Genomic DNA, 25,719 nt, shown 5'->3' on the forward strand with positions numbered 1-25,719 from the left:
GGGAGGCCACACCTCAGTTGTCGCGTCCGATTGCGACTACCTCGTCGATACCCTCGCGTAGGCAGGTTGCGAACGCCTCGGGGTCGTCGATGGCCTCGGGATCGAAGTTGACTGCGATGCAACAGGTTCTTTCGTAGGTGACCATCGCCACCATGGCCGGGATACCGGGGCGCGGTCCCATCGGGTAGATGCGCGTCACGCGCGCGCCGGCCAGGTACAGCGGGCGGGCGATCGCCCCGAGGTTAGAGGCCTGCAGGTCCGAAAGGCCGGTCATCTGGCCCGCAATGCGGGTGAGCACCAGTTCCGGGAGGCGGCTCAGCACCGGCGCCAGCAGGTCGAGGAACCCCAGCGCGGGCTCCATGCGAGCGTCGGCGACGAAGCGGTGGATGGTGGCGATGCGCGCCCGGGGATCCGGCTCGCCGACCGGCGCCACGAAGCGCGCACCGGCGAACTTGTTGGCGCCCATGGGATCTGCGTCGGTGCGCAGGCTGACCGGGATCGCGACCGGTATGGAATCGACCGTGACGGAAAACTTTTCGTGATAGCGCCGGACTCCGCCGAGCAGGCCGGCCAGAAATGCGTCGTTCACCGATCCGCCGGCCGCCCGGGCCGCGGCTTTGAGGTCGTCGAGCGCCACGTCAAAGGTGTCCAACCGATATCCGGATCCGCCGCCGGCCAGGGCGGGGGAGTGCGGCGCGTCCGGCGGACTCAGTACCCGCCGCAACGACATCGCGAATTTGACCGCGTCGCCGGCGGCGCCGATGGGGTCGCTCGCGAACCGGCCGGCGGCGCTCGCCGCTTCCCGCAGTACCCCTGCGGGCGCGTTGAGCGCCTTACCGGCCAATCGGTTTATCAGCAGTCCTTCGGGTGATTCAGTCCGGCGCGGCGGCGGCAGCGGCCGGTCGTCGGAAGGCCCCGGCTCGCGGCTGTGACCGTGCGTGAGGTCGAGCAATTGCAGCAGGCCGATCCCGTCGCTCAGACTGTGATGCGGCTTGAACAGGTAGGCGGCCCGGCCGCCGGTGAGGCCGAGGACCAGCAGGGCCTCCCACGGCGGTCGCTCGGGATCGAGTGGGCGGGCCGCGAATTGGGCGGCCAGCAGGTGCAGTTCGGCCATCGACCCGGTGCCGGGCAGCTGTACGCGCTGCAGGTGGTACTCCAGGTCGAAATGCGGGTCGGGCGACCAGGCCGGTGCCACGAGCGACAGCACCGGCTCGACGACGCGTTCCCGCAGCCGCGGGACCCGTCGGGTGAAGCGCTCATGGGCAGCCACCAAGCGATCCCAGTCCGGCTCGGTGTCGAGCAACTCGACCATGACTCCCGTCGAACGCGTGCGATGGTCGCCATCGGTGCGCCACATCAGGGCTTCCCAGGCGCTGAGGTCTTGCCCGCCGCCCCAGGACGCCAGCTCGTCAGCGTCATCGCGGGACATCGTGAGCGCCTCCCTGTGCCGGTGGTGCCGCGTTGCCCGCATCGCCCGCGTCGCGCGCATTGTCGGCGGCACGGGTTACTTCCAGGATCAGTTCGGCGACGCGAGCCGGGGCGTCGGACATCGGAACATGGCCCACGCCGTCGAGTCGGATCAGCTCGGCCCCTGGTAGCCGGTCGAGCATCGGCGAGCCGAAATGCTTGAACGGCAGGACAAGATCCCGCTCGGCCCAGACCAGCCGCACCGGGTAGGCCCGGTCGGCGGGCAGTGGTTCGACGGGGGACCGGTGCAGCACCCGCAACAGCGGTTCGACGACGGGCGAGAGCCCGGCGGCCTGGACATACGTCACCAACGTTTCCGGCGGCACCCGGTGAGGGTGGGCGACCTGACCGGCGAGCATCGCCCAGCGCAGCACCCGGCGTTGGACGAGCGCTTCCGCCTGCGCGGAGTGCCGGGCCAGCGCGCCCAGGGAGAACCTGACGCCGTGCGCGGTCACCCGCAGGCGGCGCGGTGACCGCCAGGCCCCGGCGGGGCTGAGCAGAACCAGGGATCTGGCCCGCCCCCTTCGGGCCAGCTCGATGCCGATCCACCCGCCGAGGGAGTTGCCCGCGATATGGACCTCGTCCAGGCCCTGCCGGTCGAGTTCCTCCTCGACGGCGTCGACCAGGGCCCGAACCGACGGCGCGACATGCGGATCCAGGGGCGGCCCGCCGGCGTGCCCATGCAGCGTCGGCGCGATGACCTCATGATGAGGTTCCAGATGCGGCAGGACGGGTGACCACGCCCGCCAGATCGCGCCGATCCCGTGCAGCAACAGCAAGGGCGTTCCCGTGCCGGCGCGGTGGCCGGGAGTCAGCTCCAGGCCGGAGATCGCCGCGCGCGGCGCGGCCCGGTTGCGTTGTGCGCGTGCGGCTCCCGCGGTCACCGCACCGGTGGCCACCAGCGCGGTGGTCACGGTCGTCGCCCGTCGGCGTGGGTTGTTCGCCATAGCAGTCGTTTGCGATCCCGCGTCAGGGCGTCAGTACGACCTTGAGGACCTCGCCGCGAAGTTGCGCGTCGACGGCCTCGTTGATCTTCTCCAGCGGCATCGTGGTGATCAGCTTGTCGAAGGGGAATTTGCCGCTGCGGTACAGATCGAGCAGGTAGGGAATGAAGGTCTGCGGATCGGCGTCGCCTTCGACGATGCCCCGGATCGTCAGTCCGAGCAGGGGCGGCTGGAACAGCCCGACAGAGAAGATGGCCTGCGGGTCGGCCGGCACGCCGATCAACCCGAGCATGCCACGTACCCCCAGCGATGACAGCAGCTGTTCGACGACGGGGGTCACCGCGGTAGTGTCGATGGCGTAATCTGCGCCCGCTGGCACGATTTCACGGATCTGCTCGTCAACCGGGCCGGCCTGCGGGTCGATGGTGTGGGTGGCGCCGAGTTCCAGGGCCAGTTCCCGCCGGCTCTGGTGCAGATCGACCGCGATGATCGTCGACGCGTCGCGCACCGCTGCGGCCATTACCGCGGACAGACCCACCGCGCCCGCACCGGCGACCACCACCGTCGATCCGGTCCGAACGTCGAGGGAGTTGAACACGGCACCCGCACCGGTCTGGATGCCGCAGCCGAGTGGCCCCACCAGTTCGATCGGTACATCCGCGGGCAGCTTGACCACGTTGCGCTCGTGCGCCAACGCGTGGGTGGCCAGGGACGACTGACCGAAAAAGTTGCCCGCGAGTTTTGCTCCGGCGGAAGCCAACCCGGTGGACCCGTCGGGGCGCGCTCCACCGAAGTTGTATCCGAGGAAGTCGAAGCAGTACGCGGGCTCCCCCATCGTGCAGCGGGGGCAATTGCCGCAGCTGTTGAAGCTGACCGCCACGGGATCGCCGACGGCGACCGTCGTGACGCCGGCGCCGATCCTGACCACGGTCCCGCTGCCCTCGTGGCCAAGGACGCCCGGCAACGGAAACGGCAGGTGTCCTTCCTTGACCGCGATGTCCGTGTGGCACACGCCGACGCCGGCGATCTGCACCACGACCTCGTCCGGCGCCGGCTCTTGAAGGTCGACCTCGGCCAGGGTGAACGGCGCGCCCACCTCCGGCACGACGGCGGCTGAGATCTGCATCTGCTGCCCCTTTTCTGTCAGCGTCCTGCTCCACGCGCGAACGCCCGGATTGCCCGGTGTTGCGAGTGTGGCTGAGTCTCAGGTGCGGCCGCGTCACCACATCGGGCAGTTCTGTACCCCGCAGAAGGGGTATTTCGTCGCGAGACTATTGGCCGGGGCCGGATCGACTCCGCATAGTGAGATGGTCGTCATGGTGCGATGGTCGCAGCCTTGGTGACGGCCACAAGTTACCCGCCCCGGCGCCCCGCCGCTCCCTCCTCCCACCCCCTCGCGGCACGCGACGTGTGGCGCCGGGGCCGGGCTTGTGGATCACCAGCAACGAAGTGAGGATCCGATGACCGGTACCACCCCGCCGGTGATCACGATCGACGAGCTGATCGAGCAAATCAAGACCGGCCCGGGCGGTAAAAGGGTCGCCGCGTTCTTCGACTTCGACGGGACCCTGATCCAGGGCTACTCGGCTGGCGCGCTCTACGCGCACCGGGCGCGCAATTTCGAACTCGGGCCCGACGAGTTCGTCCGTACCCTGCGTGCCGCGCTCGGCGGGACGCTCGCCGAACCGGACTTCAAAGATCTTCTGTTACAGGGCATCCGGGGCTGGGTGGGGCGCACCGAGGACGACCTGATGGAGCTCGGGGAGCAGTTGTTCGCGCAGCAGATCGCCGGCGCGCTCTTCCATGGGGCCTGGCGGTTGGTGCGCGCCCACCAGAACCGCGGGCACACCGTCGTCATCGCCACCTCGGCGACGCGGATGCAGGCACAGCCCATGGCGCGCGAACTCGGCATCGACCACATCCTGTGCACGGACCTCGAGGCCGACCATGGTGTGCTCACCGGCGGCATCGTCGGGCGGCCGCCGTGGGGCGAGGGCAAGCTGGCCGCGGTAAGGGAATTCGCGAGGCGCCACCGAATCCCCCTGAAAAGCAGCCATGCGTATGCCAACGGCGCGGAGGATGTCCCGTTCCTCGACGGCGTCGGGTTTCCGCATCCGGTCAACCCGGCGCCGGAGTTGGCCCGACGAGCCGCCGAGTGCGGTTGGCGGGTCGTGCGGTTTTCCGGCAAGCGAAGCCGGATGCACCCGGTGGCGCTGGCGCGCACATCGGCGTTGTTCGGCGGCTTCGCCGCGGCGGTGGGCGCGGGCGCGGTCGCCGGGGTACTGACCCTGGACCGGCGCGGCGGGGTAGACATGGCCACCTCCGTGTTCGGCCGTCTGGGTGGGCAATTGGGGAACATCCGGATCGACGTCCTCGGTGAGCGGAACACCGCGCATCGGCCCGCGGTGTTCTTCATCAATCACCAGAGCACGCTGATCGACGCGATGGTGACCTCGCGGGTTGTCCGGCGGGGCTTCAGCGTCGTGGCGAAGGCGGAGGTGAAACAGATTCCGGTGCTGGGGCAGCTCCTCGAGTTGGCCGACGTGGCATTCGTGGACCGCTCGAACACGTCCAAGGCCATCTCGGCGATGCAGCCCGCCGTCGCGAAGCTGCGGGCCGGTGTTTCGATCGTCATGGCGCCCGAAGGCACCCGATCGCTGAGCCCCCGCGTCGGAGAATTCAAGAAGGGCGGCTTTCACCTCGCCCGGGACGCCGGCGTGCCGATCGTGCCGATCGTCATCCGCAATGCAGGCGAAATCATGTGGCGCAACGCGAAGGTCGCCCAGGAAGGCACCATCGAAGTCGTTGTGCACGAACCGCTTCCGACTTCGAATTGGACGCGCGCCGATATCGGCATCTGGGTGTCGCGGATGCGCCAGTTGTACGTGGCTACGCTCGACGACTGGCCCGGTGTCGCGGCCGGGAAGAAGTGGTCGGAGTCCATCGCCGAGGCACGGTCATGACGGCGGCGGTGGATCGGCTCGCCCGGTTATTCCATCGCGGTTCCGCCGCCGCGCAGCCCGATGGCGAGGCCGATGCGCTGCTGAGTTCGGAGGGGTTCCTCGGGGCCACAGCACAGTTGGCGTTGCAGTCGGGCCGCGATGTGCACGACGTGCGGGCCGAGGCGGCCGGCTTCGTGCGCGAGATGGCGGCATCTCATGTGCCCGGCGTGGTACGCGCGTGGCACGCGATCTCCGCGTGGATGGTGCGCGGTTTTCAGGTCGTCGCCGCCGACGACGACCTGGCCCGCCTGCGGGCGCTGGATCGCGACCACGCCCTCATCTTCCTGATCTCCCACCGGTCCTACCTGGACCAGTTCTCGTTTCCGCCACGCCTTGCGCGGGAGGGCATTTCGCCGACGTTCGGCCTGGGCGGCGCCAACCTGAACTTTTTCCCGCTGGGCACGTTGGCGCGGCGCAACGGGTTCATCCCGGTGCGGCGCTCGACGGGGGACTTGCCGGTGTACCGGCTGGCCCTGCGGGCGGTCGTCGGCCAGATGGTGGCCAGCGGCCGCAACCTGGTGTGGTCGATCGAGGGCGGCCGGACGCGCAGTGGAAAATTGCGTCCGCCGCGGTACGGGCTGTTGCGGTATGTCACCGACGCGGTGGAATCCGTGCGGTCCGAGCAGACGCTGGCCGTGCCCGTCTCCATCCTCTTCGACCAGTTGCCGCTGCACGAAGTCAAATTGATGACCGAGGAGTCGCGGGGGCTTCCGAAGAAGCCGGAGAACGTGCGCTGGTTGCTCAGCTATGCGCGCGGGCTACGGCATCGCCTGGGGCGCATCTACATTGATTTCGGGACGCCGATGCCGCTGTATGAGCGGATGGCTGCGTTGCGCGCCGAGGGGCTGTCCGATCGGCAGGTGGTGGAGCGCATCGCTTTGGAGATCTGCCACCGGCTCAACCAGGCCACCCCGGTGACCGCAACGGCGGCAGTGTGCGTGGCGATGCTCGGCGAGGACCGGGCCCTGACACTGGACGAGGTGTGCGCCACCGCCGCGCCGCTGGCCCGCTACCTGCGCGCCCGCGGCTGGCCCGTCGCCGGAGGTGCCGATCTCACCGACCGGGCGACGGTGTCGCAGACGTTGCACGACCTGGTGGGCTCCGGCGTGCTGACGTGTTACGCCGAGGGGCCGGCGACGGTGTGGGGGATCGGCGCCGACCAGCACCTGATCGTCGCGGTCTACCGCAACAGCGCGGTGCACGTGCTGGTGATGCGGGCGATCGCGGAACTGGCCTTGCTGGACATCGTGCGAACTCCGGGAGCCACCAAGCGCACCGGTTGGGAGAAGGCGTTGCAGGTGCGCGAGCTGCTCAAGTTCGACTTCTTCTTCGCCGGACGCGAGGGCTTCGCGGACGAGCTGTGGGACGAGTTCGCGATCATGACCGGACACGGCATCGACCCAGCGGCGCCGCTCGACATCGAAGAGGCCGTGCGGGCTCTGCACGAAAATGATTTGCTGGTAGCGCATCTCGTACTCAGGCCGTTCATCGACGCCTACCGGGTGATGGCCGAGGAGCTGGTCGGCCTCGGTGCGGGACGCAAAGTCGACGAGCAGATGCTGCTAGAGCGGTGTCTGCGCCTGGCCCGGCAGTGGTCACTGCAGCACCGCATCACCGAGGAATCGGTCTCCGGGGAGATGTTCGCCACGGCGTTGAAGCTCGCGCGGCACCGCGGACTGTTGGATGCTCCCGACACCTCTGCGGTCTTGGCGGGCCGGGCGGCCCTCGTCGCCGAGCTGGACGACCTGCAGCGGTCGATCGGCGAACTAGCGCAAATGCGCAGGGATTTCAGTCCGGCGTGACCGGGTGTGCTTGCCCGGGGGTGTAGCCACCCCACCGAGTTATTGGTAATATGGTAAGACCATAAATCATGGTTTCAACGTTCATCCGCTTTCAACGAGGAGAGGCAGCCCGATGACCGACTTCACTGACATCACCTACGAGGTCGACAGTGGTCTGGCCTGGATCACGATCAATCGACCCGAGCGGTACAACGCGTTTCGGGCTCGTACTCTCGACGAGTTGATCCGGGCGTTCAAAATGGCTTGGGGGAGTGCGGAAGTCGGCGTGATCTGTTTGACCGGTGCTGGCGAGAAGGCCTTCTGCACCGGGGGCGACCAGAAGCAGCGCGCCGAGACCGGCGACTACGGGCCGTCGGAAACCGGCCTGTTCGAGGTGGACACGCTGCACCGGGTCATCCGTGACGTGCCAAAGCCGGTGATCGCCGCCGTCAACGGGTTCGCGATCGGCGGCGGCCATGTCCTGCATGTCTTGTGCGACTTGACGGTCGCCGCCGAAACCGCGGTGTTCGGCCAGAACGGTCCTCGGGTCGGCTCATTCGACGCCGGCTTCGGCACCGGCTACCTGGCGCGCGTGGTCGGTGAGAAGCGGGCGCGCGAGATCTGGTTCCTGTGCCGCCGGTATTCCGCACAGCAGGCCTACGACTGGGGTCTGGTCAACAAGGTGGTACCGGCCGACCAGCTCAAGTCCGAGGTACGCGCCTGGGCCGACGAAATCCTGCTGCTGTCGCCGACCTCGTTGAAGGTCCTCAAGCAATCGTTCAACACCGACACCGAGCAGTTCGCGTCTGTCGGCCAGATGGCCTACTCGACGCTGAAGATGTTCGGCGAGACACCCGAAGCGCAGGAGGGGATCACCGCGTTCAACGAAAAGCGCAGCCCGGAATTCGCGGCGTACCGGGGCAACTGAGCCATGTCGCCGAGCGGGATGTTCACGGCGGAACAGCGCGAGTTCGCCAGCGCCATCGAGAATTTCTGCGCCGAGACCTGTGGCACCGCCGAGCAACGCGCGCAACTGACCGAGGGTGGGCGGCTATCGAACAGCCCGGACCTGTTGCGGCGACTCGCAGGCCTCGGCTGGCTGGGCGTGTCGATACCCGCGCAATACGGCGGCGGCGGCGCGGGCATGGTCGAAGAGTGCATCTTCCTCGAGGAGACGGCGCGCGGTCAGGCGCCCATCCATGCCTACGGCACCGGCCTGACCGCCGCCCAGACCTATCTGCGGCACGGTGCGGAGCCGCAGAAAGCCGAGGTACTGGGGAATCTGTGTGCGGGGCGGTTCGAGGCGATCGCGTTGTCCGAACCCGGCGCCGGCTCCGACCTCGGTGCCGTCCGAACCCGCGCGGTCCGCGACGGCGACCGGTTCATCGTCAACGGCCAAAAGACGTGGATCACGGCAGCGCATCTGGCCGATCACCTGCTGGTACTCACCCGCACCGACCCCAATGTGGGGAAACACCACGGCCTGACGTTGTTGTACCTGTCGACTTCGACGCCCGGACTGGACATTAAAGCGATCCAGACCATGGACGGTCACACCGTCAACGACGTCTATTTCACCGACGTCGCCGTTCCCGTCGCCAACGTCGTCGGCGGGATCGGCGACGCCTGGCACCGGCTGATGCGCGGGCTGAACGTCGAACGGCTCATCATCGCGGCGATGTCGCTGGGTGCGGCGCGCCGCTCGCTGCAGGACACCATCGCCTACGTGGGCAGCCGCGAAGCGTTCGGCCGCACGGTCGGTAGCTTTCAGGCCGTGCGGCACCGGCTTGCGGACCTGGTCGCCGAGATCGAATGCTGCCGCGCATACGTCTACCAGGTGGCGGCTCAGATCGATGCCGGACAGGAGCATCAGCTTGCGCGGGAGGGCTCGATCGCCAAGCTCAAATGCACCGAGGTGGCCAAAACCGCTGCCCTGGAAGGTGTGCAGCTGATGGGCGGCAACGGGTACACCGTCGAATTCGGAATGGAAGCCCAGGTGCGCAAGGCGCTGGCCCCACCGATTTACGGCGGCGCCAACGAGATTCAGCGCGACATCATCGGCAAGAGTCTGGGACTATGACACGCATATTCGATTCGAAGGTGCTGGACGGCAAGCGCATCCTGATCACGGGAGGCGGCACCGGCCTGGGCCGCGGAGTGGCTTCCCGCCTGGTCGCCCACGGCGCCCGGGTACACCTGTGGGGGCGGCGGGAGACGGTTCTCGCAGAGGCGGCCGCGGAGATTTCCGTCGGCCGGCCCGGCAGCGTCCACTATCAGCCGGTCAACGTTCGAGACTTCGACGCGGTCAACGACGCCGTCGCTGAGATCTGGAATCGGCACGGCCCGCTGACCGGGTTGTTGAACAATGCCGCCGCGAATTTCATTGCGCCTACGGCGAGTTTGAGCCCGCGCGCGTTCGACGCCGTCACCTCGACGGTGATGACGGGCTCGTTCAACACGACTCTGGCCGTCGGCAGGCGCTGGATCGACGAGGGCCTGCGCGGATCGGTGTTGTCGAACCTGACCACCTGGGTGTGGAGCGGCTCGGCCTTCGTCGTGCCTTCGGCGATGGCGAAGGCCGCGGTACATGCGATGACGATGTCGTTGGCCGTCGAGTGGGGCCGCTACGGAATTCGTCTCAACGCGCTTGCGCCCGGGCCGATTCCGACCGACTACGCGTGGGAGATGCTCAATCCGACACAGAAGAGCGCGGTCGGGGCGACCCAGTCCGATCAGATTCCGTTGGGCCGGGCGGGCACCATCGACGAATTGGCCAACTTGACGATCTTCGCGTTCTCCGACGCCTGTGACTACCTGACCGGTGAAACGATCGCGATGGACGGGGCCCAGCGGCTCGCCGGGCCCAACACGTTCGCCGGCCTGTCGGCGATGAGCGACGACGATTGGACGCAGGCGCGCGAACTCAGCAAGGCCGCCTCGGCCGCGGCCAAGTCCGACCGGTCGGTCTAGCCGGCCATGGCGACAGATGGTGCGCGAATAATCTCCTCGATCGAGGAAGCCGTCGACGCCGTCGGCGCTGACTTCGGCGTGTCGGAGTGGGTGACCGTCGATCAGGACCGCATCGAGGCATTCGCCGACGCCACCGGCGATCATCAGTGGATTCACGTCGATGTCGAGCGGGCCCGGACCGAGACGCCGTATCAGTCCACGATCGCGCACGGCTTCCTGACGCTGTCCCTGATTCCGGCGCTGAGCAAGGCCAATTACCGGGTAGAGAACGCGAAAATGGGCATCAACTATGGACTCAACAGGGTACGGTTCCTGGCGCCCGTTCCGGCCGGCGCACGGGTGCGGGTCCGGTCCGAGCTGGTGGGCGCCGAGAAGGTGAACGAGGGCACCGTCGACCTGACCGTGCGTCATACGGTGGAGCTCGACGGCTCGGCGAAGCCGGCCGCCGTGGCCGAACTCATAGCCCGAATGGTTTTCTAGTCCGCCGTGTCTGGCCGCGGATAATAGGATAACCGTAGAATAGGCCTTACCATTAAGCCTTTACACCAAAAGCGTGGCTGGACGGAGGGGTGATGGAGACGGAGTCGGCTCCAACACGTTCGAATGTCTTACTCAAGCCCGTGGATGTCCCCAAGGCGTCCGACGTGCTGGCGCGCGAGCTGCGTGAGCGGATACTCAGCGGTGAACTGGCGGAGGGTTTCGCACTTCCCGCGGAGCGCGAACTCGTGAAGCAGACGCAGATGAGCCGCGCGACAGTGCGCGAGGCGTTGCGGATCCTGGAGGTCCAAAACCTGGTCCGGGTACGGACGGGCCGGGCCGGCGGCGCGATCGTGCAGCGCCCGACGACCAAGTCGATGGCGAGCTCGGTGAGCCTGCTGATCAGGGGTCAGCAGATCAAGCTGGCCGACCTGATGGAGACGCGCGAGGCGTTGGAGCCGTTCTGCGCCGAGCTGGCCGCGCGCAAACGCACCGACGAAGACCTGGCGGTGCTGGATCGCGCCAACACCGACATCGCGAATCCCGACGCGGACCTGTCGGCGTTCCTGCAGGCCAATCTCGATTGGCACGTGGGGGTGGCCAAAGCCAGCCACAACGAACTGTTGATCGGCTTCATGACGGCCCTGTCGCAGGCGATCTACGCCGGGACGGAGAATGCGTCGTTCGTCGACGACAACGTGCGAAGTGTCACCCTGCGCGCGCACCGGTCGATCACGACAGCGATCCGCAACCGCGACGCCGAGGCGGCCAGTCGGCGCATGCAGCGCCACGTGCACAGCTACGCGAAGGCCGCGCTGGCCGTCGACGAGCGTAACGAGATCACCGTCAACGACTGAGCGGCGCGGCGGGAAGTACAAGCGGCGGTTCGGTTTTCGCCACGACCTCGTCGATGCTGACGCCGGGTGCGGTCTCGATCAGGCGCAGACCGTCGTCGGTGACGTCGATGACGGCGAGATCGGTGAAGATGCGCTTGACGCAGCGCTTGCCGGTCAGGGGCAGCGTGCAGTGCTCAACGATCTTCGCGCTGCCGTCCTTCGCGGTGTGCTCCATCATCACGAAGACCTTCTCCACGCCGTGCACCAGGTCCATCGCCCCGCCCATGCCCTTGATCATCTTGCCGGGGACCGTCCAGTTGGCCAGGTCGCCCGCGGCCGAAACCTGCATCGCACCCAGCACCGCGATGTCCAGATGTCCGCCGCGAATCACCCCGAACGAGGACGACGAGCAGAAGAACGCCGCGCCCGGCAACGTGGTGACCGTCTCTTTGCCGGCGTTGATCAGGTCGGCGTCGAGGTCCTCGCGCCGCGGGTAGGGCCCCACGCCGAGAATTCCGTTCTCCGAATGCAAGACGACCGTGATGTCGGCCGGGATGTGGCTCGGGATCAGGGTGGGCAACCCGATGCCGAGGTTGACGTACTGCCCGTCGTGCAGTTCGGCGGCCACCCGCGCGGCCAACTCGTCTCGAGTCCAAGTCATCTGGCGCCACTCTCCCCCGCAAGCGGGACATGCCCCCACCTCATCGCCGCACCGTCTCCTTTTCGATCTGCTTGGCCGGGTTGGGCACATGCACCACCCGCTGCACGAAGATCCCGGGGGTGTGCACCTGCGCGGGGTCGATCTCGCCTGGTTCGACCAGATGCTCCACCTGCGCGATGGTGACCCGGCCCGCCACGGCGCAGTCCGGGTTGAAGTTGGCGGCCGCCGCGTGGTAGACGAGGTTGCCGTGCCGGTCGCCTTTGAAGGCGTGCACCAGGGCGAAGTCGGTGCGGATGGCTCGCTCGAGAACGTAAGTGACCCCGTCGAATTCGCGGGTTTCCTTCGGCGGCGAGGCAACCGCCACCGTCCCGTCCGCGTGATACCGCCACGCCAGGCCGCCGTCGGCCACCTGGGTCCCGACCCCCGCGGGCGTGTAGAACGCGGGGATCCCGGCCCCGCCCGCGCGCAGCCGTTCGGCCAGCGTGCCCTGCGGGGTCAGCTCCAGCTCCAGCTCACCGGCGAGGTATTGGCGGGCGAATTCCTTGTTCTCCCCGACGTAGGAGTTGACCGTCCGGCGGATGCGCTTGTGTTGCAACAACACTCCCAGACCGATCCCGTCCACGCCCAGGTTGTTCGACACCGTCTCGAGGTCGCGGGCCCCGAGTTCGAGCAGCGCCTCGATCAGCGCCTGGGGGATGCCGCACAGCCCGAACCCGCCGACCGCCAGCGACGACCCGTCGGCCACGTCGGCGACAGCGTCGGCGGCCGTCCCCACGACCTTGTCCATCGTCACCAGCCTCCTCAGCTCTTGGGCATGCCGAGGATGCGCTCGGCGACGATGTTGCGCTGAATGAATGTCGAGCCGCCGGCGATGGCGGTGCCGCGCGCCTGATACGCCAGCCGCAGCCACCGCTGCGACGCGGACGGATCCGTGGACCCCTTCTCGTCGAGCGCGAACTGTCCGCCCATCTCGTCGAGCTCCAACCCGAAATCGGCGATGTCCTCCACCAGCGGACAGAAGAACAGCTTCCCGATCGAGGTGACCGGGCCCGGTGGCCCGTCGCCGGCGGCGCCGGTGATGACCCGCTGCCCGATCAGGTAGTGCATCAGGGCCCGCCCGTAGAGGTCGGCGATCCGTTGTCGCACCAGCGCGTCGGCACCCAACGGGGTCCCGTCATCTGTTGTGCAGCCCGCGATTTGGCGGATCAGGTCGTTGACGGCGCCGGTCGTGTTGACCCGGCCGGTGGCGATGGCGACCCGCTCAAAGGCCAGCGTGCCCATCGCGACCCGCCAGCCGCCGTCGACCTCCCCGACGACGTGGTCATCGGGTATGAACACCGCGTCGAGGAATACCTCGTTGAATTCGGATTCGCCCAGCATGTGCGCCAGGGGACGGACCTCGACACCGGGGCTGTCCATGGCCAACAGGAAATAGGTGATCCCGCGATGGCGTGGTCCGCCGCCGGTGCGGGCGAGCAGGATCGCGTGGGCGGCCAGTTGGGCGCGGCTGGTCCAAATCTTCTGGCCCTGGATTCGCCATCCGCCGTCCACCTTGGTGGCCGTAGTCCGCAACGACGCCAGGTCCGAACCCGCTTCCGGTTCGGAGAACAGCTGGCACCAGATCTCGTCTCCGTCGAGGATCGCGGGGAGGTAGCGCTGCTGCTGGGCGGGCGTGCCGAACTCGATGATCGTGGGCCCGGCAAAGTCCTCGCCGATGATGTTCAGCCGCTCGGGGGCGCCCGCGCGATCGAGTTCCTCGTTGAAGACCGCCCGCAGCTTGGCATCCGCCCCACCCCCGCCGTACTGCTTCGGCCAGGACAGGCCGGCGTACCCGGCGTCGTAGAGCCGCCGTTGCCAGTTGCGCCAGTAGTCGAGTTTGTCTTCGAGGCGCGCGGGTTCGGGTCCGCCGAGTTGGGGCAGCGTGTCCCGCAGCCAGGCGCGGGCCTCGGCGCGGAATTGGGCTTCCGCGGCACTGTCTTTCAGCTCCATCAGGGGGTGACCGCCACTTCGTGCGCCTGAGCGGATTCCTCCTGGACGCGGCGTTCGATGTCTTTGCGCAACTCGTGCTTGAGTACCTTTCCGGTGGCTGTCATCGGCAGGGAGTCGACGACGACGACGCGTTCGGGTGTCTTCTGGATCGGCATGCCCTTCTCCAGCAGAAACTCGCGGATGTCGTCGACGGTCGGGGGGGTGCGGCCGGGCGCGGCGACCACGAAGCAGCACACCTTCTCGCCGAGGCGCTCGTCGGGCATACCCACGACGGACGAGGCGTGCAGCTGCGGATGATGGGCCAGATGGTCTTCGATCTCCCGGACGCTGATGTTCATGCCGCCGCGAATGACGATGTCCTTGGTCCGGCCGGTAACCCGCACATATCCGTCGTCAGTCATCGTGCCCAGGTCGCCGGACTTGGAGAAGCCGCTGTCGGTGAAGAGGGCTTCGGTCTCGGCGGGGTTGGCCAAATACTCGATCATGTGAGCGGGACCGCGGTAGGCGATGTCGCCCTCGACACCCCGCGGCACTTCGGTGCCGTCCGGGCCGACGATCCTGACCTCTGACCCGGGGACCGCGGTGCCGTCGGAGGTCAGGGCGCGGGACACGTCGTCGGTGACCGAACAGGTTGTGGTAACCAGGTTTTCGCTGCGCCCATAAAGGCTGAGAACCTTGACGTTGGGCAGCTTCGCGGCGGCGCGCTCGACGACCGCGGCAGGGATGGGCGCGCCGGCGCAGGTCCACATGCGCAACGAGGACAGGTCGTGGCGTTCGGCGTCGTATTCGGACAGCAACGTGTGCAAAAAGGTAGGGGCGGTGACGGCCGCGGTGCAGCCGAAGCGCCGGATCTCCTCGATCCCGCTGGCCGGATCCCACTTGGCCATCAGGTGCGTCGATGCTCCGGTCAGCAGGGGCAGCAGCACGCTGGTGACCAGACCGGTGGTGTGGGCGACGGGGGAGGGGCCGAACTGGACGTCGTCCGACGTGTAGCCGAATGGGGCGATCAGTGCGCGCGAGCCCGCGCAGTAGGTGTTGAACGTGTGCACGCACCCCTTGGACCGCGAGGTGGTCCCGGAGGTGTAGACGATGACGAACGGATCGTCCGCGTCGGGCGGTGCGCCCAGTTCCGCGCGCGCTCCGTCATCGTCGATGCCGGCTTCCAGCTGTTCCAGGGTGAGCACGTCGTCGGCGGCGCCTTCGGGCCGGGCGACGACGATCGTGAGCTCCGGATGCTCTTCGCGCAGAGCGCGATACATGTCCAGGTAGCCGAACTTGCCGAAGTTCGCCGGCGTGAACACGGCCCGCGCGCCGGAGTTGGACAGCACGTAGCTGACGTCTTCGCGCCGGTAGATCGGCATGATCGGGACCATGACGACGCCGAGCCGCGACAACGCGGTCAGAACTTGGATGAACTCCACCCAGTTGGGCAGCTGCACGGCGGCGGTGTCGCCGCGCCGAAACCCGCGGCGGTGCAGTCCGACGGCCAACCGCTGCCCGGAGTCGAACAGTTGCCGATAGGTCAGCGACCGGATTCCGTCGGTGGCGAAAACCTTGTCGGGGCTTTCTTGGACGCGCCGGAGGAGCAAGTCGTGGAAGGTGTCGGTGCTCCACAGCCCCGCGCGGTAGTACTCGTCGATTTCTTGCGGGCCGTAACGGACCGTGTGCGGACTCGGTTTCATCGCGCAGTTCCTCGGTTCTGGGGATCCGCCCTGCGGCAGGGGCGAGGAGGCGTAACCCTCCGAATCATATAATGGTCAGACCGAAAAGGGCAATAACTCCGGACGGCGAAATCTTCACGCATTGCGCCACCGGGGGGCCCGCTTCTCCTTGAAGGCCCGCACCCCTTCGGCCAGGTCTTCGGTGGTGAAGGCCAAGGCGAGCTGCGCCTGCAGGTAGTCCAGCGCCGCGTCCAGCGACAGGTCACGGGTCGCCGCGAGCGCCCGCTTGCCCATGCCGAGCAACAGCGGCGATTTGGCGGCGATGTCTGCAACCCATTGGCGCAGGACGTCGTCGAACTCCCCGTCGGGAACGACCTTGTTCACCAACCCGGCGGCGGCCGCCTCGGTAGCGGTGATCAGCCGGCCGGTCATCATCAGTTCGTTGGCGACCAGACGGCCCGTCGCGCGAAAGATCAACGCCGAGATCATGAATGGAAAGGCGCCGACGTTGATCTCGGGGCAGCCCAGCCGGACCGAGGCCTTGGCGATGACGAGGTCGCACGCCAGCGCGAGGCCCAGCGCGCCGGCCAGCACGTCGCCGTTGGCGGCGCAGACGACCGGTTTCCCGATGCCCGTCAGCGTCCGGAACAGGGCGGGGAAACGGGCCAGGCCGGCGTACTTGGCGATGGTCGCGCGATCGTCGGCGAAGGCGTCGAGGTTGCCGCCCGAGGAGAAGACCCGCGGATGTGACGACGTCAGCACGATGACCCTCACCTGCGGGTCCGACGCCGCGCGCCGCAGCAGGGCTTCGAGTTGATCGAGCAGGGCGTCGGACAGAGCGTTGCGCCGCTCGGGGTCATCCAGTGTCAGGTAGGCGGCCAGCGCCGGACCGTCGTCAGGGTCGGTCGGGGCGGCCTCCTCGAGGCGGTAGGTCACCAGTTCGGGGGAGTGGTTCACGGCGCCTCCTATTCGTGTGTCAGCACGCATTTGCCGAAGACGCGTCCGCGCTCGAGGTATTCGTGCGCTTGCGCCGCCTCGTCCAGCGCGAACACCCGGTCGATCGCCGGAGCGCGCACCGAGCACCGATCCAGCATGTTGAGCAGGCCGGCGAAATCCCTGCCGCTGCCCATGGTTGTGCCGAGCAGATCGAACTGGCCGAAATAGAAGCTGCGGATGTCCAGTTGGGCGGTCTGTGCGGCGTTGGCGCCCAACACCACCAGCCGGCCACCCGGCCGCAGGGCGCGCACCGACTCGCCCCACCGGCCGACCGGGTCCAGGACGAGGTCGAATCCGCGGCCGCGCGGTGACGCCGCCCGGGCCTGCTCGGGCCAGTCCGACTCGCCGTGCAGTACACCGGCGTACGCTCCGGCGGCCACGGCGCGTTCGATCGTCTCGACCGACGACGACGTGACCGTGATGCGGGCGCCGGCGGCGACGGCAAGTGCGATCGCCATCGTGGCGATGCCGCCGCCCGCGCCGATGACGAGCATCGATTCGCCGGCCCGAAGCCGCCCTCGGACAAAAAGGGCCCGGTATGTAGTGAGGCCGACCAGCGGCAGGGCCGCGGCTTCCGCCCAGCTGAAGCCGGCGGGCTTGGGGGCGACGCACTCGGCGGGCACGCTGACGAGTTCGGCGTAGGTGCCGGCGGTGTAGTCGCCCAGGATCTCCCAGCCGCTGGCGGGCGCGTCGTCGCCGTCGCCCCAGTTCAGCGACGGCAGCAGCACCACCTGCTCGCCGTTGTCGGTGCGCACACCGGCGCCGTCGGCGCCGATGACGTGCGGCAGCGGCGAGCGGTAGCGGCCCTGGCGGACCAGGACGTCGTGCCAGTTGAGCGCGCTGGCGCGCAACGCCACGGTCACCCAGCCCGGCCGCGCCGTCGGATTGGGGAACTCGCCCGGCCGCAAGACGGCGGCGGGGCCGAACTCTTCCATGATCACAGCGTGCAAGAAAGACCTCCTGTGGCCTGACCATTAGACCATTGGCCCATTAGGCTGCGCAAGGAACGTCACTGCTCGGCGGGCGCTATCCGGCCCCCGCCCCGGCCGTCACGAGCGTCCTGTTGCGGCGCCAGCCGACCGCGGCGTGAACTGCCGTGATCACCGCCGGGATAAGCACGGGGAACAGGACCATCATCAACATTCCGATCAACGTGGCGATGCTTGCGAACACTGTTGGCTCACTTTCTGGGCGGTTGTAATTGCGATGCCACATGCAATCACCGCAGGTCAGTGGTGGTCAGCACCCAAAGGAGACGTATTTGGTCCCCCGAAGGGGGAATATCGGGCGATCGCCGGCGCGCGTATCCCCCTTTTGGACGAGCAAGTCATCCCCTTTGGGGTGCTGACCTCGTTGACCTGCGGTGATTGCATCTAGTGAACAGGGCTATTCCCGAGGAGAGCGTCATGATCCGGCCGCACGCAACAGGGCATGTGATGGCTCAAGACGGTTGCCTACTGCGGGTGGACGTCATCGCCGGCCGATGGGTTGCGACAAGGTTTTCGCCGGCCCGTGTCATCACCCAAGAAGTCGTCGGCACCGACGAGGCCGTCCACCAGCAGATCGCTCGCTGGTTGTGACCCGTCGAGGTATTTTGCTGTCGGGCAACGGAATTCGTGCCGCAGGCGCTTGACGCCCGCGTGGCCCTGCCGTGGCCGCCCCCAGATTCGAGATCCTCCCGTTCCCGTGTGATCGCCGACTTTCATCGACCCCATTGTGGCGTGCCTTACATCTGATCTATAGTTTGGTTCAATGGTATGACCGATTCTGGTGGACGCTCCCGAATGGGTGGAGGAGTGGAGATGGACTCACGAGTGCTCATAGCCTCGATAGCCGAGGATCGCGAGGTGGTCGCCCGCGCGGAGGCAACCGTTGCTGCGGCCGCGGAGCATCTCAAAGTGCCGCCCCCCGAATTCACGCCGGCCGCGCTCGGACACCAGTTGGCCCGCCTGCGGGAGCGGCTCGAGCAACGGATCGCGCTGCCCTCCGATCCGACGGAGGACTGGGCCGCAACCGCTGAAATTCTGGTGTCGGTTCTGCGATTGCAGTGCGAGCTCCTCGACCACGATCTCGCCCGCCGGGTCAGGACCATGTCCGAGATCCGCCACGCGCTGGGATACCTCCGGGGCCTGCCGCCCCACAAGATGATCCAGGCCGCCGCGGCCGTGCTGAGCCGGGAGTTCGCGTTCGCGCGGACCATGATCTCCACCGTCCGTGGTTCGCTGTGGCTGCCGCGACACCTGTATATCGAAGACGAGGCGGCCGATCCCCATTCCCGCTCTCTCCTCGAGTACATATCGGACCGCCAGATCCAGCTGGCGGAGGCTCCGTTGGAGACGGAACTCGTCCGCAAGCGGTGCGGCGTGTTCGCGCCGTCGCCGCGCGACGACAAACGTGTTTTCCGGGAGATCATGGAGGCCTCGGGGTGCTTCGGCTATATCGGCGCGCCAATCACCGTCCAGGGCAGGGTGATCGGAATCATCCACACCGACCGTCCGGAGCCCCACGGAATCGTCACTATGGAGCATCTGGAGCAACTGGAGGCTTTCGCCGAGTGCCTGTCCGTCGCGTTCGAGACCGCGGCACTCGAAGAGAAGGCCGCCCAGCAGCGGGTCGAAGTCGACACCCTGTGCGCCAACGTCGACGACCTACTCGGCCGGTCGGGCCGATCGCCGCTGTGGGCATTGCCGGACGGGCCGTCGCGACCGCGACACGACGCCTACCGTCATCGCGACCAACCCGGGGCCGCAGAATTGACGTCTCGCGAGCACGAGATCATGTCGCACGTCGCGACTGGGGCCACCAACGGCCAGATCGCCCGCAGCCTGGTGATCTCCGAAGGAACGGTGAAGTCGCACCTGAAACACATCGCCAAGAAGCTTAATACGTCCAGCCGGGCCGCCGCCGTCGCGACCTATGCCGGCATCGCCGGCACCAACGCGGGAGCGTCACGATGAGCACTCGGGCGATGGTGGCCCGGCTCAACCAACTCGACACGGATCTGTGTGCCGAGTTCGGCATTCCCCGATCCGGCGACGCGACGACCCTGGACGAGGCGATCGCCATGTCGGCCGCCACCACGGAGCGGCTGGTCAGCCGAAAGCCCGACGCCCGTGGCGATTCCGAGCCGCGGGGCGAACGCGGTCTCCTGACGGACTTCCTGCAGGCGCAGGTCGAAGCGCGTCAGTTGAGGGCCGGTGACCATGTCGACGTGGTGCGGTCGCTGACCGCCGGTGTCCGTCGCATGAAGAAGGCCGGATCGATGCAGGGGCTTGGCCGCCAAGCCTGTACGGAACTGTGCGACGTGCTCGGATTCGACAGCGCCCTGCTCTCCTATGTCGAAGACGACGGCTTCGTCGTCGAGGAATCCGCGCACGGCGGGCCCACCGCGATTCCGCGTCGTGAATGTGCGGCCGAGCGTGCCTGCATTCGCCTGCGTGACACCACCCGCACCAACGACTCCGATCTGCCCGCGTCGGCCGGCTACCGCGAGTTGCTCGGCTCGGTGCACTACCTCGTCGCCCCCGTCATCGCGAAATCGCGGGTGGTCGCGTTGATTCACGTCGGCCGGCACGGCGAGGACGGGGTGTCCGACGGCGATGTCGACGTGCTCGACTCGTTCGCGTCGGCATATTCGCTGCTGCACGAAAGAATGCTGAATACCGAACGCGTGCAGCAACAACGGACCTCGATTGCCCGGGCGGCGGCGCGGCTCACCGAGGAAGCGGACCGGATCGCGGCGGCGGCGATAACTTTCGATGTCGAATACGACACTCCCGTCGAGACGCCGAACATTGCGGCGGACTCCGACTTGGCGGCCACCTTGTCGCACCGGGAACGCCAAGTATTCGAACGGTTGGTGATGGGCGCCTCCAACGCCGAGATCGCGGACCAACTGGTCATCACCGTCGAAACCGTCAAGACTCATGTGAAACGGATCCTGCGCAAGGTCGGCGCCATCAACCGCTCGGAGGCCATCGCCCTCTACATGGACGAGGCCAAAACCGCGTCAAGGCGGCGCCACCACCGGACGCCATGAGCGACAATCCCTTTGATCCATCGGCATGGCGGTTGGTGGATGGATTCGCCGACCTGACCGACATCACCTATCACCGCCACGTCACCCAACCCACCGTACGGGTGGCCTTCAACCGGCCCGAGGTCCGCAACGCGTTCCGCCCGCACTCCGTCGACGAGTTGTATCGTGCGCTCGATCACGCGCGGATGTCGCCCGATGTCGGGGTCGTCCTGCTGACCGGGAACGGGCCATCGCCCAAGGATGGTGGTTGGGCGTTCTGCTCAGGTGGTGACCAGCGCATTCGTGGCCGCAGCGGTTACCAGTACGCCTCCGGCGACACCGCGGACACGGTCGATGCGGCACGCGGCGGACGGCTGCACATCCTCGAGGTGCAGCGACTGATCCGGTTCATGCCCAAGGTGGTCGTCTGCCTGGTCAACGGGTGGGCCGCGGGTGGCGGGCACAGCCTCCACTCGACCTGTGACCTCACCTTGGCCAGCCGCGAACATGCCCGTTTCAAGCAGACCGACGCCGACGTCGGAAGCTTCGACGGGAGTTACGGCAGTGCGTATCTGGCCCGTCAGGTGGGTCAGAAATTCGCCCGCGAGATCTTCTTCTTGGGGCGGCCCTACACGGCGGAGCAGATGCATCGCATGGGGGCGGTCAACGAGGTCGTCGACCACGCCGAACTCGAAGCGGTGGGCCTGCAGTGGGCGGCCGAAATCAACGCGAAATCGCCTCAGGCCCAGCGAATGTTGAAGTATGCGTTCAACCTGCTCGACGACGGGCTGGTGGGCCAGCAGTTGTTCGCCGGCGAGGCAACCCGCCTGGCGTACATGACCGACGAGGCGGTCGAGGGCCGCGACGCGTTTCTGCAGAAGCGGCCACCGGACTGGACGCCGTTCCCCAGGTATTTCTAAGGCCCGGTAAAGGCGGCTACGCCGCGGAGATGCCGCCGTTGACGCTGATCGCCTGTCCCGTAAGGCGTGCCGCTCCCGCCCCGCACAGGAACACCGTCAGAGCGGCGATATCGTCGGCAGTCGGCACGCCGAGCTGAGCCTGCTGCGCGGCCCGGGCGAACAGTTTGCCGCTGAACCCGTCGGCGGTGATGCGCTCGGTCGATGCGGTGCCGTGGACCAGCGACGGGGTCAGCGCGTTGGCGCGGATGCCGTAGCGCTTCTCCTCGATGGCGATCGTCCGGGTGAACATCACGATCGCGGCCTTCGCGGCACCGATGACCGCCTCGCCGGGGGTGGCAGTCTTGGCCGCATCCGACGCCACGTTCACGATCACCCCGCCGCGCCGCTCACGCATGCCCGGCAGCACGGCGCTCGCCATATGCATCGAAGGCAGGGCCAGTTGGGTGATGATGCGGCCGATTTCGGCGGCGGGGATGTTGACGAACAGTTCGGGCCGGACATCGGCGGCGGTGGTGCACATCAGGATGTCGATGCCCGACAGGATTCGCTCGGCCTCTGCCGCGACGGCGGCCGCGGAAGCGGGATCGGTTGCGTCACCTGGCAGAAAGTGTGCGGCCGCGCCGAGTTCGCCCACCGACTTCGCGGCAAGCTCGCCGCGTTCGGCATTGCGGCCGACGATCACGATCCGCGGCACCCCGGCATCCGCCAGGGCGCGCGCCGACGCCAGTCCGATGCCGGCCGTCCCGCCGACTATCAGCGCTGTCGATGCGTCCAGGTTCTTGGGCGCGGGCGTCCCGGGGCGGTCATCGGTCATCGTTGTGTCCTTACGGTTTTGGCTTGCAATGGAGTTTCGGTGGCGTGAACCACGCCGGGCGCCGACACGCGCTGCAGCCACCGCACCAGGTCGTCGATCACCTCGCCGCGGTTGGTCTCGTTGAGGATCTCGTGGCGGGCCTGTTCGTAGACGCGCACCGTGATGTCGTCGAGGCCGGCGGCCCGGTAGCGGTCCACCAGCGCCCACAGCAGCGTGAGCCCGGCATTGACCGGGTCCTGCGATCCCACCGCGAGGTACATCGGCAGAGTGCGGGGGAGGCGTGCCACCTGCGCCGGGTCGGCCGCTCGGCGCGCGCCGGCGAACATCCCTGTCAGCGAGTCGGTGTCGAGGCCGAAGCCGCACAACGGGTCGGCGATGTAGGCGTCGACGATCGACTCGTCACGGGAGAGCCAGTCGAAGTCCGTCCGTGCCGGCGCGAATCCGGCATTGAAGGCCGACAGCTCCAGCTCGGCGGACAGGTCCAGGGCCGGTTCCAGAAGGTCCACCGCCGCGGTTCCGGTAAGGGCGACCCCATCCACATCGGTGCCGTGATCGAGCAGAAATTGCTGAGCGGCAAACGAACCCATGCTGTGCGCGAGCAGAGCCACCGGCCGGCCGGGGTAGTCGGAGCGCGCCCGCGCGATCACGAGAGCCAGGTCTTCGACCAGCGCCGGCCACCCATTGGGTCCCAGGCGACCGGGCTCATCGGTGGGCCCCAGCGATGCGCCGTGTCCGCGGTGGTCGTGACCGTAAACCACGAACCCGTGCGAGGTGAGTGCGTCGGCAACGTGGTCGTATCGGCGGATGTGCTCGCCCATGCCGTGCACCAGCGCGACGACGCCCGCGGGCGGGCCGCCATCCTGAGGCAGCCAGCGATAGCCGACGAGTTCCCGGTCGTCCGCGCAGCGGTAGGTCAGCGACTCGACGTCCATCATGAGGGTCCGCCCGGTTGGCGGCGCCCGCGAACCCGTGGAAGCAAGACCAGTGACACAGACAAACATTAAAATGGTCAGACCGAATAGTCAAGCCAATTTCGGCGCTCCCGGCGCTCGTGTTCCGCGTCTTGAATTTTTGGTCTGACCATTATATTATGAGCGTCTGGCGGCGACGCCACAGTTGTGAGCCGTGGCGTCGTGGCCATCCAATGGCCTTGGCCGCCAGCGCGATTGCGCGGTTTCCCGGAGAAGAGTGAGGACATGACTGTCGGCAATATCGTGGCGACTCTCGGCGCAGCCGACGATTTGCGCCACCGCCCCGCACCGGGCAAGCGGATGCGCGACAGCCTGTTCTGGGAAATGGTCGTGCCGGAAGAGGACTTGGGCGTGCAGGTCTACCTCTACCTCACCGAGCGCGGTCGCGCGGGCTACAACGTCGTCGTGTGGGGGGCTCAACCCGATCCGCTGGCGCTGCACGTGAATTCGGGACGGATTGCCGACGATGCCGACCTGGACCGTTTCGAATTCGACGGACTGACATTGCGACAGCCGGAGCCGCTGCAATCGTGTGTCCTCGGCTACCGCCGTGACGACGTGGCCATCGAGTTCGAATTCAGCGGGTTACACGACGCCTTCAGCTATCACGCGAACCCGGACGGGCTGCCGCGATGGTTCGCCGAGAATCGGTTCGAGCAGAGCGGGCGGGTTCGGGGCTTCGTCCACGCGGGCGATCGCCGCGTCGAGTTGGACTGCCCCGGGCACCGGGACCACTCGTGGGGAGTGCGCGACTGGGGCGTGCCGCAGCACTGGAAGTGGTTCGTCGCGTACACGCCCGCCGGAGTCGCCGTCAACGGCTGGATCTGGATAGCGAAGGGTGAGTGGGGGTTTGGTGGATATGTCGCGCGCGACGGTGTCGCCGTCGCGGTGCGCAGCATCGATCATCACGCTGAATACGACGGCCAGATGCGCCAACAACGCCTGCAGGCCACGTTGATCGATGTCGCCGGTGGGCGCACACGCGTCGAACTCGAAGCGTTCGGGGTGGTCGAGCTGCCCAGCCACGACCCGATGCTCACCGTCATCCGGGAAGCCGCGTGCCGCGCCACGATCGACGGTGAGCCGGGCGCGGGCCAGTTCGAAACGCACTGGGTCGGTTCCTATCTAGAGCACCTGGTCGAGTCGGGGAGCTGGCGGTGACGTGGGAGTGGTCGCCGGGCGAGTTGGCTCGGCTGGGCCGCTTCCTGGCGGACCGTGCGGAATGCGGGCCGACGGTGCGCGCTCACGCCGTCGGGGACGGTCATTCCAACCTGACCTATGTGGTGTCCGACGGCGATCGCAGGGTTGTGGTCCGCCGACCGCCACCTCCGCCGCTGCCGACCGGCGCTCACGACGTCGTGCGGGAGGCCCGCCTGCTGACCGCGCTCGCATCCACTCCGGTACCGGTACCGCGGGTCCTCGCGGTGGCCGAGCCGGGGGAGATCCTGGACGTCCCAGTGGTGGTGACCGAGTTCGTCGATGCCGTCGTCATCACCGAGGTGACACCCGAGCCGCTGAACGATCCGGCTGTCAGACGCCAGATCGCCGAGTCGGCGATCGACACGCTGGCCGACCTGCACGCGGTCGACTGGGCCGCAATCGGATTGGCCGACTTCGGTAAGCCCGACGGCTTCAACGCGCGCCACCTGCGCCGCGTGCGGGCACTTGTCCAAGACGCCGGCGGCCGGCTGCCCGCCGCGTTCGAGCGGTTGGCGGACTGGCTCGTCCGGCACACTCCGGCAGAATCCGCCGCGTCTCTGGTGCACAACGATTTTCGGCTGGGCAACCTGATGATCAGCGCCTCTGGGCGGGTCGCCGCCGTGCTGGACTGGGAGCTTGCGACGATCGGCGACCCCCTGTTCGACCTGGGCTATTTCCTGTCGTCGTATCCGGCCCCCGGTGACGAGCTGACGCCGACGGCGGCCATGGGTGTGGCTGTGCTGGAGCCGGGTTATCCCAGCCGCGCCGAGCTGCTTGACCGCTACTGCCGGCGGAGCGGGACTGCGCCCGGCAACATCGAATGGTATTCGGCCATGGCGCAGTTCAAGCTTGCGGCACTCTACGAATACGGCCGCCGGCGGGCCGAGACGGCGGGCGGGGACCCCTACTTCCGTGATCCGGAGTTCGTCGCGTCGTTTCTGCGCGCCGGGGTCCGCTGCGCGGCTGCGGCCGGCTGCACCGTCGGTGGATCGCGATAGCGGACGCACCGTCC

25 protein-coding genes are annotated in these 25,719 nt (G+C 67.6%); 13 read left to right on the plus strand and 12 right to left on the minus strand.

Translation table 11 applies throughout. The annotated features are described in order from the left end of the window. Positions 1–13 precede the first annotated feature (13 nt). From AC5Y5V_RS05485 to AC5Y5V_RS05495, 3 genes are read right to left on the minus strand one after another with little or no spacing between them, the layout of a single operon-like run. On the minus strand, positions 14–1,429 hold the full coding sequence (locus AC5Y5V_RS05485; protein ID WP_499931758.1) for a wax ester/triacylglycerol synthase domain-containing protein: 1,416 nt from the start codon (positions 1,427–1,429) through the stop codon (positions 14–16). Beyond that, positions 1,416–2,414, minus strand: a complete 999-nt coding sequence (locus AC5Y5V_RS05490) for an alpha/beta fold hydrolase (protein WP_499931760.1) — start codon at positions 2,412–2,414, stop codon at positions 1,416–1,418. The genes AC5Y5V_RS05485 and AC5Y5V_RS05490 overlap by 14 nt, the downstream gene beginning before the upstream one ends. Positions 2,415–2,436: 22 nt before the next feature. Continuing rightward, entirely contained in the window at positions 2,437–3,537 is a 1,101-nt protein-coding gene (locus tag AC5Y5V_RS05495; protein WP_499931761.1) for an NAD(P)-dependent alcohol dehydrogenase, read from the minus strand. Positions 3,538–3,871: 334 nt separating this feature from the next. Here AC5Y5V_RS05495 and AC5Y5V_RS05500 point away from each other — a divergent pair, with 334 nt between their 5' ends. The 7 genes from AC5Y5V_RS05500 to AC5Y5V_RS05530 all read left to right on the plus strand — a co-directional run bounded on the left by AC5Y5V_RS05500 (position 3,872) and on the right by AC5Y5V_RS05530 (position 11,498). Then, complete coding sequence (locus tag AC5Y5V_RS05500; RefSeq protein WP_499931763.1) at positions 3,872–5,374, plus strand: HAD-IB family hydrolase; 1,503 nt, start codon at positions 3,872–3,874, stop codon at positions 5,372–5,374. Continuing rightward, complete coding sequence (locus AC5Y5V_RS05505; RefSeq protein WP_499931764.1) at positions 5,371–7,215, plus strand: 1-acyl-sn-glycerol-3-phosphate acyltransferase; 1,845 nt, start codon at positions 5,371–5,373, stop codon at positions 7,213–7,215. The genes AC5Y5V_RS05500 and AC5Y5V_RS05505 overlap by 4 nt, the downstream gene beginning before the upstream one ends. Positions 7,216–7,327: 112 nt before the next feature. Further along, the gene (locus AC5Y5V_RS05510; RefSeq protein ID WP_499931766.1) at positions 7,328–8,122 is read left to right on the plus strand and encodes an enoyl-CoA hydratase-related protein; all 795 of its coding nucleotides are present in this window, start codon (positions 7,328–7,330) and stop codon (positions 8,120–8,122) included. A gap of 18 nt (positions 8,123–8,140) precedes the next feature. Further along, positions 8,141–9,274, plus strand: coding sequence for an acyl-CoA dehydrogenase family protein (locus AC5Y5V_RS05515; protein WP_499931963.1), 1,134 nt, complete (start codon positions 8,141–8,143; stop codon positions 9,272–9,274). After that, positions 9,271–10,164, plus strand: a complete 894-nt coding sequence (locus AC5Y5V_RS05520) for an SDR family oxidoreductase (protein WP_499931768.1) — start codon at positions 9,271–9,273, stop codon at positions 10,162–10,164. Before AC5Y5V_RS05515 ends, AC5Y5V_RS05520 begins: the two co-directional genes overlap by 4 nt. A gap of 6 nt (positions 10,165–10,170) precedes the next feature. Continuing rightward, entirely contained in the window at positions 10,171–10,644 is a 474-nt protein-coding gene (locus AC5Y5V_RS05525; RefSeq protein ID WP_499931769.1) for a MaoC family dehydratase, read from the plus strand. 92 nt (positions 10,645–10,736) lie between these two features. Then, a complete protein-coding gene (locus tag AC5Y5V_RS05530) occupies positions 10,737–11,498 on the plus strand; it encodes a FadR/GntR family transcriptional regulator (RefSeq protein ID WP_499931771.1) in 762 nt (253 codons plus the stop codon). On the opposite strand, the gene AC5Y5V_RS05535 is transcribed toward AC5Y5V_RS05530, so the two are convergent. The 7 genes from AC5Y5V_RS05535 to AC5Y5V_RS05565 form a co-directional block, all read right to left on the minus strand. After that, positions 11,488–12,138: a CoA transferase subunit B gene (locus tag AC5Y5V_RS05535; protein ID WP_499931772.1), complete on the minus strand. Its 651-nt coding sequence runs from the start codon at positions 12,136–12,138 to the stop codon at positions 11,488–11,490. The two genes, AC5Y5V_RS05530 and AC5Y5V_RS05535, sit on opposite strands and share 11 nt — an antisense overlap. A gap of 40 nt (positions 12,139–12,178) precedes the next feature. Further along, positions 12,179–12,925 (minus strand): CoA transferase subunit A, encoded by a 747-nt coding sequence (locus AC5Y5V_RS05540; protein WP_499931774.1) that lies wholly within the window; start codon positions 12,923–12,925, stop codon positions 12,179–12,181. A 14-nt stretch (positions 12,926–12,939) separates the two neighbouring features. Beyond that, the gene (locus AC5Y5V_RS05545) at positions 12,940–14,127 is read right to left on the minus strand and encodes an acyl-CoA dehydrogenase family protein (RefSeq protein ID WP_499931776.1); all 1,188 of its coding nucleotides are present in this window, start codon (positions 14,125–14,127) and stop codon (positions 12,940–12,942) included. Further along, positions 14,127–15,809, minus strand: a complete 1,683-nt coding sequence (locus tag AC5Y5V_RS05550) for an AMP-binding protein (protein WP_499931778.1) — start codon at positions 15,807–15,809, stop codon at positions 14,127–14,129. The genes AC5Y5V_RS05545 and AC5Y5V_RS05550 overlap by 1 nt, the downstream gene beginning before the upstream one ends. Before the next feature lie 114 nt (positions 15,810–15,923). Next, complete coding sequence (locus tag AC5Y5V_RS05555; RefSeq protein ID WP_499931965.1) at positions 15,924–16,670, minus strand: enoyl-CoA hydratase/isomerase family protein; 747 nt, start codon at positions 16,668–16,670, stop codon at positions 15,924–15,926. An 83-nt stretch (positions 16,671–16,753) separates the two neighbouring features. After that, positions 16,754–17,734: a quinone oxidoreductase family protein gene (locus AC5Y5V_RS05560; RefSeq protein ID WP_499931780.1), complete on the minus strand. Its 981-nt coding sequence runs from the start codon at positions 17,732–17,734 to the stop codon at positions 16,754–16,756. Positions 17,735–17,810: 76 nt separating this feature from the next. Next, the gene (locus AC5Y5V_RS05565) at positions 17,811–17,957 is read right to left on the minus strand and encodes a hypothetical protein (protein WP_499931781.1); all 147 of its coding nucleotides are present in this window, start codon (positions 17,955–17,957) and stop codon (positions 17,811–17,813) included. A gap of 233 nt (positions 17,958–18,190) precedes the next feature. On the opposite strand from AC5Y5V_RS05565, the gene AC5Y5V_RS05570 reads away from it, so the two are divergent. From AC5Y5V_RS05570 to AC5Y5V_RS05585, 4 genes are all read left to right on the plus strand, one after another. Continuing rightward, positions 18,191–18,364, plus strand: a complete 174-nt coding sequence (locus tag AC5Y5V_RS05570) for a hypothetical protein (protein WP_499931783.1) — start codon at positions 18,191–18,193, stop codon at positions 18,362–18,364. 222 nt (positions 18,365–18,586) lie between these two features. Then, positions 18,587–19,741 (plus strand): LuxR C-terminal-related transcriptional regulator, encoded by a 1,155-nt coding sequence (locus AC5Y5V_RS05575; RefSeq protein WP_499931784.1) that lies wholly within the window; start codon positions 18,587–18,589, stop codon positions 19,739–19,741. Beyond that, positions 19,738–20,823: a LuxR C-terminal-related transcriptional regulator gene (locus AC5Y5V_RS05580; RefSeq protein WP_499931786.1), complete on the plus strand. Its 1,086-nt coding sequence runs from the start codon at positions 19,738–19,740 to the stop codon at positions 20,821–20,823. Before AC5Y5V_RS05575 ends, AC5Y5V_RS05580 begins: the two co-directional genes overlap by 4 nt. Further along, positions 20,820–21,722: a 1,4-dihydroxy-2-naphthoyl-CoA synthase gene (locus AC5Y5V_RS05585; RefSeq protein ID WP_499931787.1), complete on the plus strand. Its 903-nt coding sequence runs from the start codon at positions 20,820–20,822 to the stop codon at positions 21,720–21,722. Before AC5Y5V_RS05580 ends, AC5Y5V_RS05585 begins: the two co-directional genes overlap by 4 nt. A gap of 16 nt (positions 21,723–21,738) precedes the next feature. On the opposite strand, the gene AC5Y5V_RS05590 is transcribed toward AC5Y5V_RS05585, so the two are convergent. Both AC5Y5V_RS05590 and AC5Y5V_RS05595 read right to left on the minus strand, forming a co-directional pair. Further along, complete coding sequence (locus AC5Y5V_RS05590) at positions 21,739–22,536, minus strand: SDR family NAD(P)-dependent oxidoreductase (RefSeq protein ID WP_499931789.1); 798 nt, start codon at positions 22,534–22,536, stop codon at positions 21,739–21,741. Then, the gene (locus AC5Y5V_RS05595) at positions 22,533–23,471 is read right to left on the minus strand and encodes an alpha/beta hydrolase (protein WP_499931790.1); all 939 of its coding nucleotides are present in this window, start codon (positions 23,469–23,471) and stop codon (positions 22,533–22,535) included. Before AC5Y5V_RS05595 ends, AC5Y5V_RS05590 begins: the two co-directional genes overlap by 4 nt. A gap of 261 nt (positions 23,472–23,732) precedes the next feature. Between AC5Y5V_RS05595 and AC5Y5V_RS05600 the strand changes: the two genes are divergently transcribed. Together AC5Y5V_RS05600 and AC5Y5V_RS05605 are read left to right on the plus strand one after the other, a co-directional pair. Then, positions 23,733–24,668 carry a DUF7064 domain-containing protein gene (locus tag AC5Y5V_RS05600; protein ID WP_499931791.1) on the plus strand — a complete coding sequence of 312 codons (936 nt, stop codon included), beginning with the start codon at positions 23,733–23,735 and terminating at the stop codon, positions 24,666–24,668. Then, positions 24,665–25,705 carry a phosphotransferase family protein gene (locus AC5Y5V_RS05605; protein WP_499931793.1) on the plus strand — a complete coding sequence of 347 codons (1,041 nt, stop codon included), beginning with the start codon at positions 24,665–24,667 and terminating at the stop codon, positions 25,703–25,705. Before AC5Y5V_RS05600 ends, AC5Y5V_RS05605 begins: the two co-directional genes overlap by 4 nt. The last annotated feature ends 14 nt before the right edge of the window (positions 25,706–25,719 follow it).

This window comes from Mycobacterium sp. NGS68, from assembly GCF_059812195.1.

What these genes read in the sequence shown, in the direction of transcription:
- AC5Y5V_RS05485 (WP_499931758.1), bottom strand. Translation starts at nt 1,429, where the DNA reads ATGTCCCGCGATGACGCTGACGAGCTGGCGTCCTGGGGCGGCGGGCAA.
- AC5Y5V_RS05490 (WP_499931760.1), bottom strand. Translation starts at nt 2,414, where the DNA reads ATGGCGAACAACCCACGCCGACGGGCGACGACCGTGACCACCGCGCTG.
- AC5Y5V_RS05495 (WP_499931761.1), bottom strand. Translation starts at nt 3,537, where the DNA reads ATGCAGATCTCAGCCGCCGTCGTGCCGGAGGTGGGCGCGCCGTTCACC.
- AC5Y5V_RS05500 (WP_499931763.1), top strand. Translation starts at nt 3,872, where the DNA reads ATGACCGGTACCACCCCGCCGGTGATCACGATCGACGAGCTGATCGAG.
- AC5Y5V_RS05505 (WP_499931764.1), top strand. Translation starts at nt 5,371, where the DNA reads ATGACGGCGGCGGTGGATCGGCTCGCCCGGTTATTCCATCGCGGTTCC.
- AC5Y5V_RS05510 (WP_499931766.1), top strand. Translation starts at nt 7,328, where the DNA reads ATGACCGACTTCACTGACATCACCTACGAGGTCGACAGTGGTCTGGCC.
- AC5Y5V_RS05515 (WP_499931963.1), top strand. Translation starts at nt 8,141, where the DNA reads ATGTTCACGGCGGAACAGCGCGAGTTCGCCAGCGCCATCGAGAATTTC.
- AC5Y5V_RS05520 (WP_499931768.1), top strand. Translation starts at nt 9,271, where the DNA reads ATGACACGCATATTCGATTCGAAGGTGCTGGACGGCAAGCGCATCCTG.
- AC5Y5V_RS05525 (WP_499931769.1), top strand. Translation starts at nt 10,171, where the DNA reads ATGGCGACAGATGGTGCGCGAATAATCTCCTCGATCGAGGAAGCCGTC.
- AC5Y5V_RS05530 (WP_499931771.1), top strand. Translation starts at nt 10,737, where the DNA reads ATGGAGACGGAGTCGGCTCCAACACGTTCGAATGTCTTACTCAAGCCC.
- AC5Y5V_RS05535 (WP_499931772.1), bottom strand. Translation starts at nt 12,138, where the DNA reads ATGACTTGGACTCGAGACGAGTTGGCCGCGCGGGTGGCCGCCGAACTG.
- AC5Y5V_RS05540 (WP_499931774.1), bottom strand. Translation starts at nt 12,925, where the DNA reads ATGGACAAGGTCGTGGGGACGGCCGCCGACGCTGTCGCCGACGTGGCC.
- AC5Y5V_RS05545 (WP_499931776.1), bottom strand. Translation starts at nt 14,127, where the DNA reads ATGGAGCTGAAAGACAGTGCCGCGGAAGCCCAATTCCGCGCCGAGGCC.
- AC5Y5V_RS05550 (WP_499931778.1), bottom strand. Translation starts at nt 15,809, where the DNA reads ATGAAACCGAGTCCGCACACGGTCCGTTACGGCCCGCAAGAAATCGAC.
- AC5Y5V_RS05570 (WP_499931783.1), top strand. Translation starts at nt 18,191, where the DNA reads ATGATCCGGCCGCACGCAACAGGGCATGTGATGGCTCAAGACGGTTGC.
- AC5Y5V_RS05575 (WP_499931784.1), top strand. Translation starts at nt 18,587, where the DNA reads ATGGACTCACGAGTGCTCATAGCCTCGATAGCCGAGGATCGCGAGGTG.
- AC5Y5V_RS05580 (WP_499931786.1), top strand. Translation starts at nt 19,738, where the DNA reads ATGAGCACTCGGGCGATGGTGGCCCGGCTCAACCAACTCGACACGGAT.
- AC5Y5V_RS05585 (WP_499931787.1), top strand. Translation starts at nt 20,820, where the DNA reads ATGAGCGACAATCCCTTTGATCCATCGGCATGGCGGTTGGTGGATGGA.
- AC5Y5V_RS05590 (WP_499931789.1), bottom strand. Translation starts at nt 22,536, where the DNA reads ATGACCGATGACCGCCCCGGGACGCCCGCGCCCAAGAACCTGGACGCA.
- AC5Y5V_RS05595 (WP_499931790.1), bottom strand. Translation starts at nt 23,471, where the DNA reads ATGATGGACGTCGAGTCGCTGACCTACCGCTGCGCGGACGACCGGGAA.
- AC5Y5V_RS05600 (WP_499931791.1), top strand. Translation starts at nt 23,733, where the DNA reads ATGACTGTCGGCAATATCGTGGCGACTCTCGGCGCAGCCGACGATTTG.